This window comes from Ferrovibrio terrae, assembly GCF_943371255.1.
Lineage (GTDB): Bacteria > Pseudomonadota > Alphaproteobacteria > Ferrovibrionales > Ferrovibrionaceae > Ferrovibrio > Ferrovibrio terrae_B.
This window is the reverse complement of sequence record NZ_CALRUC010000093.1, coordinates 1-17,496: the sequence shown is the minus strand read 5'-3', so window position 1 is coordinate 17,496 and position 17,496 is coordinate 1. Positions and strand designations below refer to the sequence as shown.

Here is a 17,496-nt window from a genome sequence, read left to right as displayed (position 1 = left end):
AACAACGTCAACATGCTGCGCGAGCCGCGTGTGCGCACCGGCAGATGGACCATGCTCTACATGGCGCTGTCGCTGGCGATCACCGCGGCCGGCCTGATCGTGCTCTACCTGCTGTGGGGCGCGGCCAAGCAGCCGGGCCGCACGCTGAACGCGACCGTGTTCGAATCGGTGCTGCTGGAGTTGTTCGGCGGCGGCCATATGGTGCCGGTGCTGCTCGCGGTCACGCTGGCCTTTGCCGCGGCCCTGCTGTTCGTCGCCGCCAATACCGGCTTCCTCGGCGGTCCGGCGGTGCTGGCGAATATGGCGGTCGACCGCTGGATGCCGCACCAGTTCAGCCAGCTGTCGGATCGCCTGGTGACCCAGGACGGCATCGTGGTGATGGGCCTGGCCGCCATCGGCGCGCTGTGGATCACCGGCGGCGAGGTGCATCTGCTGGTCGTGCTCTATTCGATCAACGTGTTCCTCACCTTCTCGCTCTGCCTCGCCGGCCTGTGCCGCTACTGGCTCACCCATCGCGAAACCCGGGGCTGGGTTTTCGGCCTGGCGCAGTCGCTGCTCGGCTTCATTGTCACCTTCGGCATCCTGCTGGTGACGCTGGTGGAAAAATTCGCCGATGGCGCCTGGTTCACCGTGCTGGCCACCGGTTTCGTTTTTCTGGTCGGTCTTGGCATCAAGCGCCATTACGACAGCGTCAACCGCCAGCTCGCCGAGGCCGATGCGCTGTTCGGCAATGGCCAGAGCGTGGCGCCGCAGCCGGAGCTGGTGCCGGATCCCAAGGCGCGCACCGCGGCGCTGTTCTTAGGGAGTCGCGACGGCGTGGCCATGCATACCCTGCTGGCGGCGCTCACCCTGTTCCCCAACCAGTTCAAGAACGTGATCTTCCTCACCGTCGGCGAGATCGATACCGAGCAGTTCCACGGCCAGGAAAAAGTCGCCCGCATGCAGGCGGAGATCGATGCGCGGCTGCAGCGTTTCTCCAGCTGGTGCGCGCGGCGCGGCATCGCCACCGGGTCTTACGTGGCCTATGGCACCGATACGGTGCAACTGCTCGACCAGCTGGCCGGGGAGGCGCTGAAGGCCTATCCCAACACGGTGTTCTTCGCCTCGAAACTGCTGTTCCATAACGACAACGTCTTCACCCGCCTGTTGCACAACACCACGGCGCTCTCATTGCAACGTCTGCTGCATCTGCGCGGCATGCCGATGGTGATCCTGCCGATGAAAGTCTGACGCAGACAGCAAAACGCCCGCCGGACAAGCCGGCGGGCGTTGGTAAGTCGGGTACTCGCTTGTGCTTCTACTGAAGCCTAGCGCTTCGCCTTTTTCTTCTTCAGCGCAGCCTTTTTCTTCGCAGCCGTCTTCACAACTTTTTTCGGCACCGGCTTTTTCGGGGCCGGCAGCAGGCGCGCGACGAAATTGGGCAGCGCGAAGGCGCCGAAATGGATTTCCGGGTTGTAGTAGTTCAGCGCCGGCAGGCGGGCCTTGTCGAAACGGGCAAACACCTTGCGTGGATCGACATCGGTGATGTCGCGGTCAGACGCCCAGGTCATCGACATGAAGCCGCAGACATAGGTCGGCACCACGGCCAGATAGGTGCCGGACTGCGCCCACAGCTTCTGGAACAGCTTCACGGCTTCCGTCAGTTCCGGGCCCTGCATATGCGGCACGCCGTTCTGCGCCACCAGAATGCCGTTCGGCTTCATCACGCGGCGGCAGTTCTTGTAGAACCCCTCGCTGAACAGCACGGTGGCCGGGCCGACCGGGTCCGGGCGGTCCACGATCACGATGTCGTAGCGGTCCTTGGTTTCGGCCACATAGGCGGCGCCATCGCCGACGATCAGGTTGGTGCGCTTGTCGGAGAAGGCCTTGCCGCAGATTTTCGGCAGATACTTCTTGGCCACCTCGATCACGTCACCGTCGATCTCGACCATGGTGACGCGCTTGATCGCCTTGTGCTTCAGGACTTCCTCAAGGATGCCGCCGTCGCCGCCGCCGATGATCAGCACCGACTGCACGGCACCATGCGCCAGGATCGGCAGATGGGTCAGCATCTCGTGGTAGACGAATTCGTCGCCCTCGGTGCATTGCACCACGCCATCCAGCGCGAGCACGCGGCCAAAGCGGCCGCTCTCGAACACGCCGACCTGCTGGTATTTCGACTTGCCCTCGAAGAGAACCTTCTTGACCTCGTGGCTCTGACGGAAGCCCTTGTACAGGGTTTCGTTGAACCAGGTGGTCACAGCACCAGGCCCCGCTTCAGTTCGGTGCACTGGATGTTGTCGGGCAGGAAGGCGCGGCGCAGCACCGGAATCGCCTTCTGCGGCTGGCAGTCGCCGCAGACGAAGACGTCGAGTGCGGCATAGCCCTTTTCCGGCCAGGTGTGGATCGACATGTGGCTCTCGGCCAGCACGGCCACGCCGGAGATGCCGCCATTGGGCTCGAAGTGATGCAGGTCGATATTGAGCAGGGTGGCGCCGATCTCGGCCACGGCCTCGGTCAGCGTCTGCTTGACCAGCGCCAGGTTATCGAGATGCTTGCCGCCCCACAGATCGATGATCAGGTGCATGCCGGCATAGCGCATGCCGTCCTTGCAGATGAAATGCTCTTCGGCCGCATCGACTTCGGTCGGCACGGCATGCAGGACGGGCTTCAGGGAATTCTTGCTCATAACAGGTCTCTCCACCACGGGGATTGCTATCCGCAATCCTGAGGAAAATGTGCACCCCCGGTAACGCTAAGGGGGTATCCGATTGGCAGAGAGACTGTTGGGAAAGCCCCGTGGTTCCGGTCGGCACAGACGACAGTGCCAACGGCCAGTTCGCAGCTTTCCAAACAGTCTCTGGGAGGGGGGTATGGGGCCATTCCCCCCCTGATGCAAGCGGAATCGACCCCCCGGCCGGTGCTGGGGGGTATTTTTTTAAGCTGTGGTGCGACTGTCACAATTCCGGGGTTTCCGGGGCTGCGGCCTGTGACGGTCTGACGCAGTCAGAGATAGCTGCCGGCCAGCGTGAAAACGGTGCCGTTGAGGCCCAGTTTGAAACGCGCCACCCCGGCGCCGCGCTGGGTGTCCACCCCGCCCAGATCGAAGTCGGTGACGCCCTGGCCCTGCAGGGTCAGCACGGCCTGCCACAGCAGCCGGTAATGCGCCTTCACCAGGCGGCCGGCCTCGTTGCTCCAGCCCATCGCATAGGTGGCGGCATGGCCGTGGCGCAGCACCAGGATGCCGGCAATCGGCCGCACCCGGCCCAGATGGGTGCCGGCATGGGCCCAGAACAGCAGGGCGTCCTCACCGGCGGGTGCCGTTTTCGCCGCCGCGGCGAAGGCGGCGTAGAATGTCGCATCGGGCCCGAGGAAGCCGGCCTCCAGCCGGTGGCGGGCATGCTCGCCCAGCAGGGCGGCGAAAGCCTCCGCATTCCAGCTGCCGGCAGCGACGCTGGCAGTCTCCAGCAGCAGCGCCGATTTCTCTGCCGTCTTGAGCATGTTGCGCCATTTGCTGTCGAGATTGGCGCGCAGCCGGTCCTTGCCCGGCCGCAGGTCATACCGGATCGAGGAATAGCCGGTCATCATCGGGCGCAGGCCCAGTTGCGCAAGCGCAGCTTCGGATTCGCGGCCGCCATTCATCTCGGGCAGCCACCACAGCAGGCAGCGCTGGCGCCAGGGATAGGCGGCGCGGATCAGCGCCAGCCCCGCATCGCGTTCGGCGCGCGGCAAAGCCGGCACGAATAACGGCCCGCGCACCAGCCGCACAAGGCGGCCGAACGGGCCGATGCGACGCACGAACACCTGCGCCAGGCCGGCCAGGCTGCCGTCAGCGCGGTGGATCAGCCAGCGTTCGGGCCGCACCTTGCCCCGCGTGGCCGCAGCGGTGGCCTCGCCATAGCACCAGCTCTGTTCCAGCACGCTGAGCCGCAGGGCGGCTTCGGCGGCGGCCCAGTCGGCTGGCATGGCACAAGGCTCCAGCCGCAGGTCAGGTGCGGTCATCGTCATGCCACAGGCAGGCCGACATGGCCGGAGGGGCGTTTGGCGAAAATCTGGCAGGCCATCAGGATGTCGACGGTTTCATGGTCGCTGGCCAGCGGCAGCCAGATCGCCTCGTAGTCGTACCAGCGTTCATCGTAGAATTGCTTGTTATGCACCAGCAGCGGCATCGGATCGCGTGCCAGCATCTCCAGCCGGCCGAGCAGCAGGGCGCGGTATTGCAGCAGCGGCAGCTCATCCAGCCATTTTCCGGTATGGTCGAAGCCATCGCGCGCCACGATGGCCGAGCCGATCAGGCGATAGCGGAAGCGCAGGCTGCCCGGCACCGGCGTATCGCGATGCACGTCGAACATGGTGATGCCGCCCAGCGCGTATTTCATCTCGATGGGGTCGAGATCCTGGCGGGCGGGGAAGCGATGCGGGCCGCGTCGGCTCTGCCAGTAGTCATAAAGCTGGCCGATCGCCGGCTCGCGGCAGTCGGCTGCGGTGAAGTCGCGGCGCAGCAGGCTGGCGGTCGAAAAGGTGGAGCGGCCGGGGGCAGCGTCGATCATGGCTGCCAGCTTTGGCGGGTTGTCTGCGGCCTGTAAAGCATGCGTCGGTTTTACAGGATGACTTTGCCGTTTTTGCGGCCCTGGGATACATAACCTGCATGGCCCGTCCCGCGCGCATCCATGGCATGGTGATTCCCGCACCCCGGTTTACCCGCTGGGCGCTGGTCTATTTCCTCAAATACCTGCTGCTGCCCGGCCTGCTGGTGCTGCTGGCGCTGGATGTCGCGCTGTATGTCGTCTTCCGCGACTGGCTCGGCGCCTGCTACGGCGTGCTCTGCTTCCTGCAGTAACGAAAAACGCCCGCGCTTACGGCACGGGCGTTTTTAGAAGGATTTGCCAAAAGGATTTGGTGGAGCCAAGCGGGATCGAACCGCTGACCTCCTGCATGCCATGCAGGCGCTCTCCCAGCTGAGCTATGGCCCCATAAAATCACGGACTTAGAGGCTTCCTTGCGGTTCCCCGGGGTCCGTCGGCGGGGGCGGACCATAAGCCGCCCCCCGCCGCTTTGCAAGTGCTTCGTGGCCCGGAAAAGGGCCGCGAATCTTCAGCGTTCCTCGGTCTCGTCGGTCGGGGTCTCGACGTCGATTTCCTCGGCGACGTCGTCTTCCTCGAACTCGTCGGCATCCTCCAGGATGTCGTCGCCCAGGCCGGTATCCTCAACCTCGTCGTCGATGGCATCCGGCACCACCGCCTTGACCACCGGCTTGGCCTTTTCTTCCACCTTGGCCGGGCGGCGCGAGGATTTCACCAGCGCCTCGGGATTGAATTCGGTACCGCATTTCGGGCACAGGATCGGCGACTTGCCGAGATCGTAGAATGCAGCGCCACAACTCAGGCAGCGGCGCTTGGTGCCCCATTCGGCTTTAGCCATCGAGCAAATCTCCATGTATCGGCGACCGGGAAAACAGGACCCGGAGGCGGCAGCCGGCCGGCTGGCCGGAGCGGCGCGATTGTGTTAAAGAAGCGCGCCCTGTCAACCCGTTAACGGCGGGTATTTTTCACCACAGCCGTTTGCCGCCCGGACCATTTCCCCCATGACCGCCAGTTCCGACCAGAAAGCCCGTCCGCTCCGGTCCCGGCCGGGCACAAAAGGCCTTGCCGGCACCGCTAAAGTACCGGGCGACAAGTCAATTTCCCACCGGGCCCTGATTTTCGGGGCGCTCAGCGTGGGCGAGACCCGGGTCAGCGGCCTGCTGGAAGGCGAAGACGTGTTGCGGACCGCCACCGCCATGCGCGCCATGGGCGCCGAGATGGACCGGCTGGGAGACGGCAACTGGAAGGTCTGGGGTGTCGGAGTCGGGGGCCTGAGTGAGCCGGCCGACGTGCTCGACATGGGCAATGCCGGCACCGGCGCCCGCCTGGTCATGGGCCTGGTCGCCAGCCATGATTTCGCCGCCACCTTCACCGGCGATGCCTCGCTGCGCCGCCGTCCGATGGGACGCGTGGTCGAGCCGCTGCAGCGCATCGGCGCGCGCTTTGTCGGCCGCAGTGGCGGGCGGCTTCCCCTGACAGTTGTCGGCACCGCGCATCCGCTGCCGATCGAATACGAACTGCCGGTGGCCTCGGCGCAGGTGAAGACCGCCGTGCTGCTGGCGGGTCTGAACGCGCCCGGCATCACCACGGTGATCGAGCCCGAGCCGACCCGCGACCATACCGAAAACATGCTGCGCCATTTCGGTGCCACGGTGGAGGTCGAGAAGACCAAAACCGGCGGCCGCATCATCCGCCTGACCGGTCAGCCGGAATTCAAGCCCGCCACCATCGCGGTGCCGGGTGATCCGTCGTCCGCCGCGTTTCCGATGGTGGCGGCGCTGATCGTGCCGGGCTCCGAGATCACTTTACAGAATGTCGGCCTCAATCCGCTGCGCACCGGCCTGTTCGATACGCTGCAGGATATGGGCGCCGATTTCACGCTGAACAATGTGCGCGACGAAGGCGGCGAAAAGGTCGCCGATATCAGCATCCGCCATTCGCAGCTCAAGGGCATCACCGTGCCGCCGGAGCGCGCGCCCAGCATGATCGATGAATATCCGATCCTGTTTGTCGCCGCTGCCTGCGCCGAGGGCGACACCATCGTGCGCGGCGCCAAGGAACTGCGCGTGAAGGAAAGCGATCGCCTCGCGGTGATGGCGCGCGGCCTGCAGGCCTGCGGCGTCGAACTGGAAGAATACGAGGACGGCATCCTGATTCGCGGCAAGGGCAAGCCGCCGCAGGGTGGTGCCGCCATCGAAACCGAACTGGATCACCGCATCGCCATGTCCTTCCTGGTGCTGGGCATGGCGGCGAAAGACGGCGTCAGCATCGACGATGCCCGCGTGATGGAAACCAGCTTTCCCGGCTTTGCCGACCTGATGCGGCGATTGGGCGGCGACCTGCAGCTGGCCTGATAGAAAACCTCTATCGCCCGACGGAATTGCGCTGTTGATCCCTCCGCCGGGCGGGCGGATGATGGCGCGTCCCAGTCGCCAGCGCGTTTTTTAAAATGAACATTGCCGCTCCCACGCCCCGCCAGCACCGGTCGGGTTCGCCCAAGGCCGGGCGTTCCGTGCCGCGTGGCCGCCAGGCCTCCGATGCCGATCATGCGGCCCTGCGCACCCTTCTGCGGCCCGATGGCCTCCAAACAGATTTTGGCCGCCGCGACCTGCTGATCGAATATCTGCATGCGATCAACGACGCGCGCGGCGGCTTGCCAACCGGTTTGCTGGCGGCATTGGCCGAGACGATGCGCCTGCCGCTGGCCGAGGTGTTCGAGACCGCGACCTTCTATGCGCATTTCCGTGTCGTCGAGGGCGACGAACCGGTGCTCACCACCCTGCGGGTCTGCGACAGTTTAAGCTGCTGCATGGCCGGTGCCGATGCACTGGCGGCGCAGCTGGAAACCCTCGATGGTCTGCGCGTCGAGCGCGCCCCCTGCATGGGCCAGTGCGACCGCGCGCCCTGTGCCGTGCTGGGCAAGAATGTGATTGCGCCGGCCTCGCTGGAGACGGTGCAGGCAGCCCATGCGGCCGGCGCCGTGGCGCCGGTGCTGCCGCAATATAAGGGCCTTGCCGCCTACCGCGCGCAAGGTGGCTATAGCGTGCTGGCCAAACTGCGCAGCGGCGCGCTGACGCGTGAATCCCTGCTGGCCGAGATCGAGGCGGCCAATCTGCGCGGCATGGGCGGTGCCGGTTTTCCCACCGCGCGCAAATGGCGTGCGCTGCTGGCGCAGCCCGGCCCGCGTCTGCTGGCGGTGAATGGTGACGAGGGCGAGCCCGGCACGCTGAAAGACCGCTGGCTGCTGGAAACCGATCCGCATGGTTTTCTCGAAGGCCTGCTGATCGCGGCCCATGTGATCGAGGCCGCGGCGGCCTATATCTACCTGCGCGACGAATACCCGGCTTTGCATGTCGTGATCGCCCGTGAGCTGGCGGCGCTGAAGGATGCCGGGCTGCTCGGCGATCTCACGGTCGAATTGCGGCGCGGTGCCGGCGCCTATATCTGCGGCGAGGAGTCGGCGATGCTGGAAAGCATCGAGGGCAAGCGCGGCCTGCCGCGCCAGAAGCCGCCATTTCCTTTCCAGATCGGACTGTTCGGCCGGCCGACCCTGATCAACAATATCGAGACGCTCTACTGGGTGCCGCAGGTCGCCGACAAGGGTGCGTCCTGGTGGAACAGCCATGGCCGCAACGGCAGTACAGGCCTGCGCAGTTATTCGGTCTCGGGCCGCGTGCGCAATCCCGGCGTCAAGCTGGCGCCGGCGGGTGTCACCATCACCGAGCTGATCGAGGAATTCTGCGGCGGCATGCTGCCGGGGCATCACTTCATGGCCTATCTGCCCGGCGGCGCCTCGGGCGGCATCCTGCCGGCCAGCCTGGATAATATTCCGCTCGATTTCGGCCAGCTGGAAAAATACGGCTGCTTCATCGGTTCGGCCGCCGTGATCGTGCTGTCGGGCCAGGATGACGTGAAGGCGGCCGCGCTCAACCTGATGCGTTTCTTCCGCCATGAATCCTGCGGCCAGTGCACGCCCTGCCGCGTCGGCACCGAAAAGGCCGTGGCACTCATGGCGCAGCCGGACTGGAACGAACCGCTGCTGCGCGATCTGGCGCAGGTGATGCGCGATGCTTCCATCTGCGGACTGGGCCAGGCGGCGCCCAATCCGCTGCTCTCCGTGCTGGAGCGCTTCACATGATCCGCTTCCATCTCGATGGCAAAGCGGTCGAGGCGCAGCCCGGCGAAACCATCTGGCAGGTGGCCAAGCGCAGCGGCACCGATATCCCGCATCTGTGCTACACGCCGCAGCCGGGCTATCGCGCCGATGGCAACTGCCGCGCCTGCATGGTGGAGATCGAAGGCGAGCGCGTGCTGGCACCGAGCTGCAAGCGCGCGCCGGCCGAGGGCATGAAGGTGGTTTCGGCCAGCGCACGCGCCGTCACGGCGCGCAAACTGGTGATGGAATTGCTGGTCGCCGACCAGCCCGCCCGTGCTGATGCGCATGATGCCGATTCCAAGTTCTGGCACTGGGCCGAAGCGCTGCAGGTGACGGACAGCCGTTTCCCTGCACGCGACCATCAGCCGGCGCCTGACCGCAGCCATGGCGCCATGGCGGTCAACCTGGATGCCTGCATCCAGTGCAATCTCTGCGTCCGCGCCTGTCGCGAGGTGCAGGGCAACGATGTGATCGGCATGGCCTTCCGCGGCCATCATTCCGAGATCGTCTTCGATTTCCAAGATCCGATGGGCGACAGCAGTTGTGTTGCCTGCGGCGAATGCGTGCAGGCCTGCCCGACCGGCGCGCTGCTGCCGGCCACGCTGGTGGATGCGCAGAATCACGGCGTCGAGAAGGCGACCACGGCGGTCGACAGTCTCTGCCCCTTCTGCGGTGTCGGCTGCCAGCTCACCTACCACATCAAGGATGACAGGATTCAGTATGTCACCGGCAAGGATGGCCCGGCCAATCGCGGGCGGCTGTGCGTCAAGGGCCGCTTCGGCTTTGACTACATCAATCATCCGCACCGCCTGACCAGGCCGCTGATCCGCAAGGAAGGCATACCGAAGCGCGGCGATGATGTGGTCGATCCGGCCAATCCCTTCACGCATTTCCGCGAAGCCAGCTGGGAAGAAGCCCTGCAGCGCGCCGCCGCGGGCCTGGTGAAAGTACGCGACGAAGTGGGCCCGCAGGCAATGGCCGGGTTCGGCTCGGCCAAGGGCTCGAATGAAGAGGCCTATCTGTTCCAGAAACTGGTGCGCATGGGCTTTGGCACCAACAATGTCGATCACTGCACGCGGCTGTGCCATGCCTCCTCGGTGGCGGCTTTGATGGAAGGCGTCGGCTCGGCCGCCGTCACCGCGCCGTTTTCGGCCGCCATGGATGCCGAGGTCATCATCGTGATCGGCGCCAATCCCGCGGTGAACCACCCGGTGGCCGCCACCTTCATCAAGAACGCCGTGCGGCAGAACGGTGCACGCCTGATCGTGATCGACCCGCGCGGCCAGGCGCTGACCCGATACGCCACGCATCACCTGCGCTTCAAGCCGGGTTCCGATGTGGCGCTGCTCAATGCGCTGCTCAACGTCATCATCACCGAGGGCCTGACCAACCCGGCCTATATCCAGCGCTTTGTCGATGGCTTCCCCGATCTGGAACAGGCCGTGAAAGAGTCGACGCCGGAAGCGATGGCGCCGCTCTGCGGCATCGCGCCCGATGTGCTGCGCGCGGTGGCGCGGATGTATGCCACTTCGAAAGCCTCGATCATCTTCTGGGGCATGGGCGTGTCGCAGCATGTGCATGGCACCGACAATGCCCGCTGCCTGATCGCGCTGGGCCTCATCACCGGCCAGGTCGGCCGGCCCGGCACCGGCCTGCATCCGCTGCGCGGCCAGAACAATGTGCAGGGCGCATCCGATGCCGGCCTGATTCCCATGGTGCTGCCGGATTACCAGTCGGTCGAGGATGTTGCGAAACGCGCGGCCTTCGAGGCGGTCTGGGGTGGCGAGATCGCGCCGAAACGCGGGTTGACCGTGGTCGAGATCATGAATGCCATTCTGCAGGGCGAGATCCGCGCCATGTATATCATGGGCGAGAATCCGGCGATGTCGGATCCCGATGCGGCGCATGCACGTGAAGCCCTGGCCGGGCTCGATCATCTGGTGGTGCAGGATCTCTTCCTCACCGAGACCGCCTTCCATGCCGATGTGATCCTGCCAGCCTCGGCCTTCGCCGAGAAGGATGGCAGCTTCACCAATACCGACCGCCGCGTGCAGCTCGGCCGTGCCGCGCTCACGCCGCCGGGCGAGGCGCGGCAGGACTGGCAGCTGGTGCAGGCGATCGCCCAGCGCATGGGGCTGAACTGGTCCTACGCGCACCCCAAGGATGTCTATGCCGAGATGGCATCGCTGATGCCTTCGCTGACCGGCATCGGCTGGGACCGGCTGGAAGCCGAGGGCGCCGTCACCTATCCGCAGGGCCATGAGATCATTTTCGGCGACGGTTTCCCCACGGCATCCGGTCGCGCCCGCATCGTGCCGGCGAAAGTCTCGCCGCCGGCTGAACTGCCTGATGCCGACTATCCGATGGTGCTTTCCACCGGCCGCCTGCTGGAACACTGGCATACCGGCGCGATGACGCGCCGCGCCACCCAGCTGGATGCGCTGGAACCCGAGGCCATTGCCATGCTGCATCCGCGCGATGCAGCAAAGCTTGGCGTGGCTGTCGGCCAGCATATCCGCGTATCCACCCGGCGCGGCGCAATTGAACTGAAATGCCGCGTCGACCGCGATGTGGCCGAGGGCATGGTGTTCATTCCCTTTGCCTTCTTCGAGGCGGCGGCCAACCTGCTGACCAATCCGCAGCTCGATCCCTTCGGCAAGATCCCGGAATTCAAGTTCTGCGCCGCCAAGGTGGAAGCCGTGCAAGAGGTTGTTGCCGCCGAATAGTCTGCCGCCGCATTATGGTGGGCGCGGGGGTGACGGAAATGCAGGACAAGCCAATCTTTGAACTCGGCCTGGTGAATGCCGGCGCGGTGTCGGGCGGCGCCTATGCCGCCGGTGCGCTGGATTTTCTCTACGAAGCCCTGAGCGAGTGGCAGCAGGCCAAGGATCGCGGTGCGGCTGTCCCCAGCCATGCAGTGGTGCTGAAGGGCGCCGCCGGGGCCTCGGCCGGTGCCATCGGCAACGCGCTGACCGCGATTGCACCCTGGCATGGTATTCATCCGGTCCGCGATCTGGTGCATGTCGATGCGCAGGGGCAGGCCACCGGCATTGCAGATGCGAAACAGGCCGCCAACTGGCAGCGCAACGAATTCTTCCGCTCCTGGGTGATCGAAGCCGACCGCGCACCGCTGTTCTCCACCACCGACCTGCAGCGCGAGACCACCGTGCCCTCGCTGCTCAATGCCGATATGGTTGATGGCATCCGCGACGATCTGCTCGATCGGCTGAATGCCGCCGTGCTGCCGCCGCCGCGCTATCCTTTCATCGCCACGCCCTATCGCCTGTCGCTCAGCGTCACCAACCTGCCGGGCCTGCCCTACAAGATCAGCATGATCGGCGATGACCGCGACGGCCAGGTGGTCACCACCCATGGCGACTATGTGCATTTCCGCGTCGAAGGCCTGGGCGGTGCAGAAGATGGTCCCGATGGCGAGCCGGGCCTCGATCTGCCCCAGCCGGCGCCGACTGCGCGCGCGGCCTGGCAGCCGCTGGGCGAGGCGGTCGCGGCCTCCGCGGCTTTCCCCGTGGGCTTTCGCAGCCGCCTGATCCAGCAATCAGGCAACACCTATCTGGAACGGCCCTGGGTGGTGCCGGCGCCACCGGACAGTGTTACGCATACAGAGATCAAGCGCATTCCGCCCGGCTACGATCCGATGCCGCAGGATTATGGCTACTGGTCGCTCGATGGCGGCATGGTCGATAACGAGCCGGTGGAACTCGGCCGCCGCATCCTTGCCGGTGCCGGCAGCCGCAATCCACGCGAACCGCATACCGCCCATCGCGCCCTGCTGTTGCTCGATCCGTTTCCCGATGCGATGCCGGCCTATGTGCCGCCGGGCCCGATGCCGGGCATGCTGCAGGTGGCCGGCAGCCTGTTCGGCCTGTGGCTGCAGCAGACCCGCTTCAAACCGGCCGAACTCGAAACCGCAGCATCGGAAAACGTGCGCAGCCGTTTCCTGCTTGCACCGGTACGACGCGATGGCACGCAGCGGCTGGTCGGCGCGCAGGCGATCTGTGGCGGTGGCCTGGGTGGTTTCGCGGCCTTCCTGTCGCAGATTTACCGCTTGCATGATTTCCAGCTCGGCCGCCGCAACATGCAGAAATTCTTGAGCGACCATTTCACGCTGGATGCTGCCAATCCGGTGTTTGGCGACTGGATCGCGCGCAACCCTGAGGCTGCGAAACACTGGCAGCATGCCGATGGCGAATTTCCCATCATCCCGCTCTGCGGCACGGCAGAGACCGAAGTGCCGGCCTATCCCTGGCCCGCGGGCGTGAAGCTGGCCGAAGAATGCGCGCCGCTGATTGAGGCGCGGCTCAAAGCCATCGTGCCACGCCTGCTTGCGGAGGCGGTTGCCGGCATGGACAAGGCGGCACCGGGTCATGAAGGCTGGTGGGATCGTCTGCTGCGCTGGCTGATGCGCGGGCTGCTGTGGATCGCGCAGACAATCGCGGCGCGCTGGCTGGTGTCGCGCGGCTTGCGGCTGGTCAGCCGCCAGATCGCGGATTTCCAGACCGCCTGGAAGCTCTAGGCTGCAGTTTTCGCCGGCTTGAGGATCATGCCCAGCGCGGTGGCGACCAGTGCCAGGGCGGCAAATTCCGGCCAGCGCGGCTGCTCGCCCAGCATCAGCATGCTGGAGAAGACGCCGACCACCGGGATCATCAAAGTCGACAGCCCGCTGATGCCGGCCGGCAGCACGCGCACCAGCACATTCCAGGCCCAGTAGCAGAAGACGAAGCAGACGGTGGCGTTATACAGCGCGGCCAGCCACGGGCCGGTCGAATACATATGCCACCGATCCATTTCCAGCAGCGGCGCCATCACGAAGATCGGAATGCCGCCCAGCACCATCTGCCAGCCGACAAACGGCACGGCGGTCATCGGCACCTGCCACAGCTTGATCATCACCGTGCCGATCGCCCAGCAGATGCTGGCGCCCAGCACCAGCAGCACGCCGAGCGGGGCGGCGACCATGGCTTCCCATTCGCCGCCCACCAGCACGATCAGGCCGGCGAGGCCGATGCCCAGCCCAGCCAGTTTCCAGCCGGTCAGGCGTTCATGCAGCAGCAGCACGCTCATCGGTATCAGCCATAGCGGCATGGTGAAGGCGAGAATCGTGGTGCGGCCGGCCGGCAGCATGCCGAGGCCATAGAGCACGAAGACATTCCAGCCGGTGATGTTGAACAGGCTGATCCACAGCAGATGCCCGACATGGCCGCGCGGGATGCCAAGCGGCATGCGTTTCCAGATCGCGATGGCAAACAGGCCGATGGCGCCGCCGCCCAGGCAGAGCGCACGGAAGGTGAAGACCGGCATTTCCTCCAGCGCGATCTTCATGATCGGCCAGTTGATGCCCCAGAAGACGGTGAGCAGCGCCAGCAGGCCCAGCGAAGAGGCGGAAATGCCGGCGGCGGGCGCACTGCCGGTGGCGGCAGGCGCGTCGGGGATTTGATCGGTCATGGTGAGGCGGACGCTTCCGTTTGTATGCTGACAAACCTAGCGCGGGGCCTCCACCAAGGCCAGCACTACAGAATCTCCAGCACCTTTTCCGGTGGCCGGCCGAGCACGGCCCTGCCGTTGCGCACGAAGATCGGCCGCTCCAGGGCTTCCGGATGGGCGGCCAGCCCGGCGATCAGCACACCCTCGTTCGAGGCCGGATCGATGCCGGCCTCGATGGCTTCCTGTTTGCGCAGCACGTCCCTGGCCTTCAGGCCAAGCTGGCCGAGCAGGCGTTTCAGCTCTGCCGCATTGAGGGGCGTTTTCAGGTATTCGACAATCTCGGGCTCCAGTCCGCTGGCCTTGAGGATGGCCAGCGCCTGGCGCGACTTGGAACAGCGCGGATTGTGATAAAGGGTGCCATCGCTCATGCCAGCAGCGTCCTGTCGCCGTAATTTCGCCAAGAAGGGCGTATTAACCGGTACTTAGCCCGTCACTGCAAGAGTTGCAATTTCATGACCATTGGCTAAATACATGGGCATGGCTGGTTCCTGGACGCTGGACGATATCCCGTGGGATGCGTTCGACCCTGCCCGGGTCGACCCCGAGCTGCTGCGCGCCGTGAAGGCGGCAGCCCTGGTCGAGCATAATGCCGACGATTACGTCACCTATCTGTGCAATGTCTTCGCCGACGATGCCGCCTTCTGCGCCGTGGTCCGTCAATGGGGCATTGAGGAGCGCCAGCATGGTGCGGCGCTGGCGCGTTGGGCGCAGCTGGCCGATCCGGCCTTCGATCCCGATCTGGCGATGCGCCGCTTCACCGAAGGCTATCGCCTGCCGCTGGATGTCACGGCTTCGGTGCGCGGCAGCCGCAATGGCGAGCTGGTGGCGCGCTGCGTGGTGGAATGCGGCACCTCCAGCTTCTACAGCGCGATCCGCGATACCACCGACGAGCCGGTGCTGAAAATCGTGGCGGGCAAGATCGCCGCCGACGAGTTCCGGCATTACAAGCTGTTCTACGATCACCTGCAGCATTATCAACAGGCCCGGCCGATGGGCCGCCTGCGCCGCCTGCGCATCGCGCTCGGCCGCATGCAGGAGGCCAGCGACGACGAACTGGCGATGGCCTACTGGTGCGGCAATGGCTGCGAAGGCGTCTACGATCGCGAAAAGCAGAGCGCGGCCTACGAGCTGCGCGCCAGCAGGGTCTACCGCTTCGGCCATATCCAGCGCGGCCTGAGCATGGCGCTGAAGGCCTGCGACCTCGATCCGCAGAGCCGGTTCAGCCGTGGTTTCGCTGCCCTGGTCTGGCGCGTGATGCAGTGGCGCCAGCGGCGTCTTGCAGCCGTGGCCGCCTGACCGGCGCTTTCCCAATTGCCATGCCGGCCTGACGGCCTAGAATAGATCGGCATGATTGACATGGTCGCCGCCGCGAAGCCGCCACCGCAGGGTCCGATCCAGGAATCGGACCTCGATGCGCGACTCAAGGATCTGCTGGCCTACTGGCGCGGCAAATGCCGCGATGGGCGCCTGCCATCGCGCACCGATATCGATCCACTCGACATGCGCGGCCTGCTCGGCAATATCAACCTGATCGATGTGGTGCAGCAGCCAGACGGAAAGCCGCGCTTCCGCTATCGCCTGTTCGGCACCGAATTCATTTTCTATCACGGCGGCGACCTGACCGGGCAATGGGTGGATGATATTGCCAATGCGGTCTATCGCGACCAGCTGATCGGCCTCTATGCCCATGTCATCGCCACGGGAGCGACGCCGATGCTGTCCTACGATTATATGCTGGACAGCCGGCGGCATCGCTTCCAGGCCGTGATCCTGCCGCTGGCGACAGATGGCCGGCAGATCGACATGATCCTCAGCAGCGGATTACCCGTCGCGATATACTGAGGACTCGCCATCGGTTGCATCGCAACCGCGCCAATCCTCGAATCGCTTGCCGATTTTGACAATCCGTCTAGGCTTGCTGCATGGGGCGAAACGCACAACCGGGTGTACGGCATATCACGCCAGTCGCCGAAGCCGATCTGGATGCCAGGCTGATCGGCTTGGTCGGATATTGGGCCAGCAAGCGCCGCGGCCGGCGCTTTCCGGCCCGATCCGATCTCGATCCGATCGAGCTTAAACCTTGGCTCGGCTATCTGCTGATGGTGGATGTGATACGTGCCGACGATGGCGGCCTGCGTTTCCGCTATCGCCTGTTCGGCACCGAATTCGTCTTCTACCATGGCAGCGACCTGACCGGGCATTGGCTGGAGGATATCGCCAATGTGGGATTCCGTGACGAGCTGCTGACGCTGTATCGCGGCGTGGTCACCGACGGCACCATGCGCACGCTGTCCTATGACTATCTGATCGGTGACCGGCGCCATCGCTTCCAGGCCGTGCTGCTGCCGCTGTCATCGGATGGCACGACGGTGAATATCGTGCTGGGCTGCGGCGTGCCGCTTGACGCGCCGGTGCCGTGACACGCGGGCCGCTTTACAGGGCGTGTCCGTCGAGCCAGTCGGCGACCATGGCGATCACCTCGTCTTCCTTGGGTTCGCCGAAGATGAAATGGCTTAGCTCGGGAATCTCGCGGAACACGGCGCGGCCGGGATAGCGGCGCGCCACGGCGCGACAGGTCGATGGCGGTGTCACCTTGTCGTCACTGCCGCCCAGCACCAGCAGCGGTACCTGCACACGATGCGCCGAGACATGGCTGGCGGCATGCCAGTCGAGCCACCACAGCAGGGTTTCAAACAGCACGCGGCCTGATTCTGGCACCATGCGGGCAAAGATATCGCGCTGCAGGGCGGCGGGAATGCGGTCCATCGAATAGGCGGCGGCGATGGTGAAATCCGGCGCCATCGCCTTGTGCGTCAGGCTGCCGCTCTTGAGCAGGCCGTACACGGTTTCCAGTTCCCAGCGCGTATGCGGCAGGGTGCCCCAGGGCGCCACCGGCGCCAGCAGCACCGCGGCGCGCGCCAGGTTCTGCGCCGCCAGCTGCTGCGCCAGCAGGCCGCCGAGCGAATGGCCGATCACCACCGGCGCCGGCTGCGATGGCTGGGTGATGCGCTCGATTTCGGCGCTGAGGAAATTGCGATACTCGGCCAGGCCCTGGCGGTGCAGATCGGGATGCGGCGGCGCATTGGCAAAGGCGCTGCCATGGAAAGGCAGGTCGGGTGCATGGGTCTTCCAGCCGCGCCGGTTCAGTTCACCGCGCAGCCGTTCGAACACCCAGCCGCCGACAAAAGCGCCATGCAGCAGCAGGATGTCGCCCTTGTTCATGCTGCCTCAGGTGCGGACGCGGTCGGCGAATTCGGCGACGATCAGTTCGTAGAT

Annotated in this window: 17 protein-coding genes and 1 tRNA gene; 9 read left to right on the top strand and 9 right to left on the bottom strand. The window is 65.3% G+C overall.

Annotated features, from left to right (window positions below; genetic code table 11):
* Positions 1-1,230, top strand: a 1,230-nt coding sequence (locus AAG799_RS17175; RefSeq protein WP_341897897.1) for a KUP/HAK/KT family potassium transporter, incomplete at its 5' end; no start/stop codon positions are given.
* Positions 1,231-1,307: 77 nt separating this feature from the next.
* Here AAG799_RS17175 and speE read toward each other — a convergent pair.
* The 4 genes from speE to AAG799_RS17155 form a co-directional block, all read right to left on the bottom strand.
* Positions 1,308-2,240, bottom strand: coding sequence for a polyamine aminopropyltransferase (speE, locus tag AAG799_RS17170; protein WP_341897896.1), 933 nt, complete (start codon positions 2,238-2,240; stop codon positions 1,308-1,310).
* On the bottom strand, positions 2,237-2,668 hold the full coding sequence (gene speD / locus AAG799_RS17165) for an adenosylmethionine decarboxylase (protein WP_341897895.1): 432 nt from the start codon (positions 2,666-2,668) through the stop codon (positions 2,237-2,239). Before speD ends, speE begins: the two co-directional genes overlap by 4 nt.
* 317 nt (positions 2,669-2,985) lie before the next feature.
* Entirely contained in the window at positions 2,986-3,945 is a 960-nt protein-coding gene (locus AAG799_RS17160; protein WP_341897894.1) for a peptidoglycan bridge formation glycyltransferase FemA/FemB family protein, read from the bottom strand.
* A 38-nt stretch (positions 3,946-3,983) separates the two neighbouring features.
* Positions 3,984-4,529, bottom strand: coding sequence for a PAS domain-containing protein (locus AAG799_RS17155; protein WP_341897893.1), 546 nt, complete (start codon positions 4,527-4,529; stop codon positions 3,984-3,986).
* Positions 4,530-4,627: 98 nt separating this feature from the next.
* On the opposite strand from AAG799_RS17155, the gene AAG799_RS17150 reads away from it, so the two are divergent.
* Positions 4,628-4,819, top strand: a complete 192-nt coding sequence (locus AAG799_RS17150; RefSeq protein WP_341897892.1) for a hypothetical protein — start codon at positions 4,628-4,630, stop codon at positions 4,817-4,819.
* Between the two features lie 57 nt (positions 4,820-4,876).
* Here the strand turns inward: AAG799_RS17150 and AAG799_RS17145 are convergent.
* Together AAG799_RS17145 and AAG799_RS17140 are read right to left on the bottom strand one after the other, a co-directional pair.
* A tRNA-Ala gene (locus tag AAG799_RS17145) sits at positions 4,877-4,952 on the bottom strand.
* Between the two features lie 121 nt (positions 4,953-5,073).
* Positions 5,074-5,400 carry a TIGR02300 family protein gene (locus AAG799_RS17140; protein WP_341897891.1) on the bottom strand — a complete coding sequence of 109 codons (327 nt, stop codon included), beginning with the start codon at positions 5,398-5,400 and terminating at the stop codon, positions 5,074-5,076.
* Positions 5,401-5,563: 163 nt separating this feature from the next.
* Between AAG799_RS17140 and aroA the strand changes: the two genes are divergently transcribed.
* From aroA to AAG799_RS17120, 4 genes are all read left to right on the top strand, one after another.
* Positions 5,564-6,916, top strand: a complete 1,353-nt coding sequence (gene aroA / locus AAG799_RS17135) for a 3-phosphoshikimate 1-carboxyvinyltransferase (RefSeq protein ID WP_341897890.1) — start codon at positions 5,564-5,566, stop codon at positions 6,914-6,916.
* A gap of 95 nt (positions 6,917-7,011) precedes the next feature.
* On the top strand, positions 7,012-8,700 hold the full coding sequence (locus AAG799_RS17130; RefSeq protein ID WP_341897889.1) for an NADH-ubiquinone oxidoreductase-F iron-sulfur binding region domain-containing protein: 1,689 nt from the start codon (positions 7,012-7,014) through the stop codon (positions 8,698-8,700).
* Positions 8,697-11,444 carry a formate dehydrogenase subunit alpha gene (gene fdhF, locus AAG799_RS17125; protein WP_341897888.1) on the top strand — a complete coding sequence of 916 codons (2,748 nt, stop codon included), beginning with the start codon at positions 8,697-8,699 and terminating at the stop codon, positions 11,442-11,444. The genes AAG799_RS17130 and fdhF overlap by 4 nt, the downstream gene beginning before the upstream one ends.
* 38 nt (positions 11,445-11,482) lie before the next feature.
* Complete coding sequence (locus AAG799_RS17120; protein ID WP_341897887.1) at positions 11,483-13,252, top strand: hypothetical protein; 1,770 nt, start codon at positions 11,483-11,485, stop codon at positions 13,250-13,252.
* Here the strand turns inward: AAG799_RS17120 and AAG799_RS17115 are convergent.
* Together AAG799_RS17115 and arsC are read right to left on the bottom strand one after the other, a co-directional pair.
* Positions 13,249-14,181 (bottom strand): DMT family transporter, encoded by a 933-nt coding sequence (locus tag AAG799_RS17115; RefSeq protein WP_341897886.1) that lies wholly within the window; start codon positions 14,179-14,181, stop codon positions 13,249-13,251. The genes AAG799_RS17120 and AAG799_RS17115 overlap by 4 nt on opposite strands.
* Positions 14,182-14,246: 65 nt before the next feature.
* Positions 14,247-14,588, bottom strand: a complete 342-nt coding sequence (gene arsC / locus AAG799_RS17110) for an arsenate reductase (glutaredoxin) (RefSeq protein ID WP_341897885.1) — start codon at positions 14,586-14,588, stop codon at positions 14,247-14,249.
* A gap of 109 nt (positions 14,589-14,697) precedes the next feature.
* On the opposite strand from arsC, the gene AAG799_RS17105 reads away from it, so the two are divergent.
* The 3 genes from AAG799_RS17105 to AAG799_RS17095 all read left to right on the top strand — a co-directional run bounded on the left by AAG799_RS17105 (position 14,698) and on the right by AAG799_RS17095 (position 16,640).
* A complete protein-coding gene (locus tag AAG799_RS17105; RefSeq protein WP_341897884.1) occupies positions 14,698-15,516 on the top strand; it encodes a ferritin-like domain-containing protein in 819 nt (272 codons plus the stop codon).
* 51 nt (positions 15,517-15,567) lie between these two features.
* Positions 15,568-16,062 carry a PAS domain-containing protein gene (locus AAG799_RS17100; RefSeq protein ID WP_341897883.1) on the top strand — a complete coding sequence of 165 codons (495 nt, stop codon included), beginning with the start codon at positions 15,568-15,570 and terminating at the stop codon, positions 16,060-16,062.
* Positions 16,063-16,142: 80 nt separating this feature from the next.
* Positions 16,143-16,640, top strand: coding sequence for a PAS domain-containing protein (locus tag AAG799_RS17095; RefSeq protein WP_341897882.1), 498 nt, complete (start codon positions 16,143-16,145; stop codon positions 16,638-16,640).
* Positions 16,641-16,653: 13 nt separating this feature from the next.
* Here AAG799_RS17095 and AAG799_RS17090 read toward each other — a convergent pair whose 3' ends face one another.
* Positions 16,654-17,442, bottom strand: coding sequence for an alpha/beta fold hydrolase (locus AAG799_RS17090; protein ID WP_341897881.1), 789 nt, complete (start codon positions 17,440-17,442; stop codon positions 16,654-16,656).
* Positions 17,443-17,496: the final 54 nt, after the last annotated feature.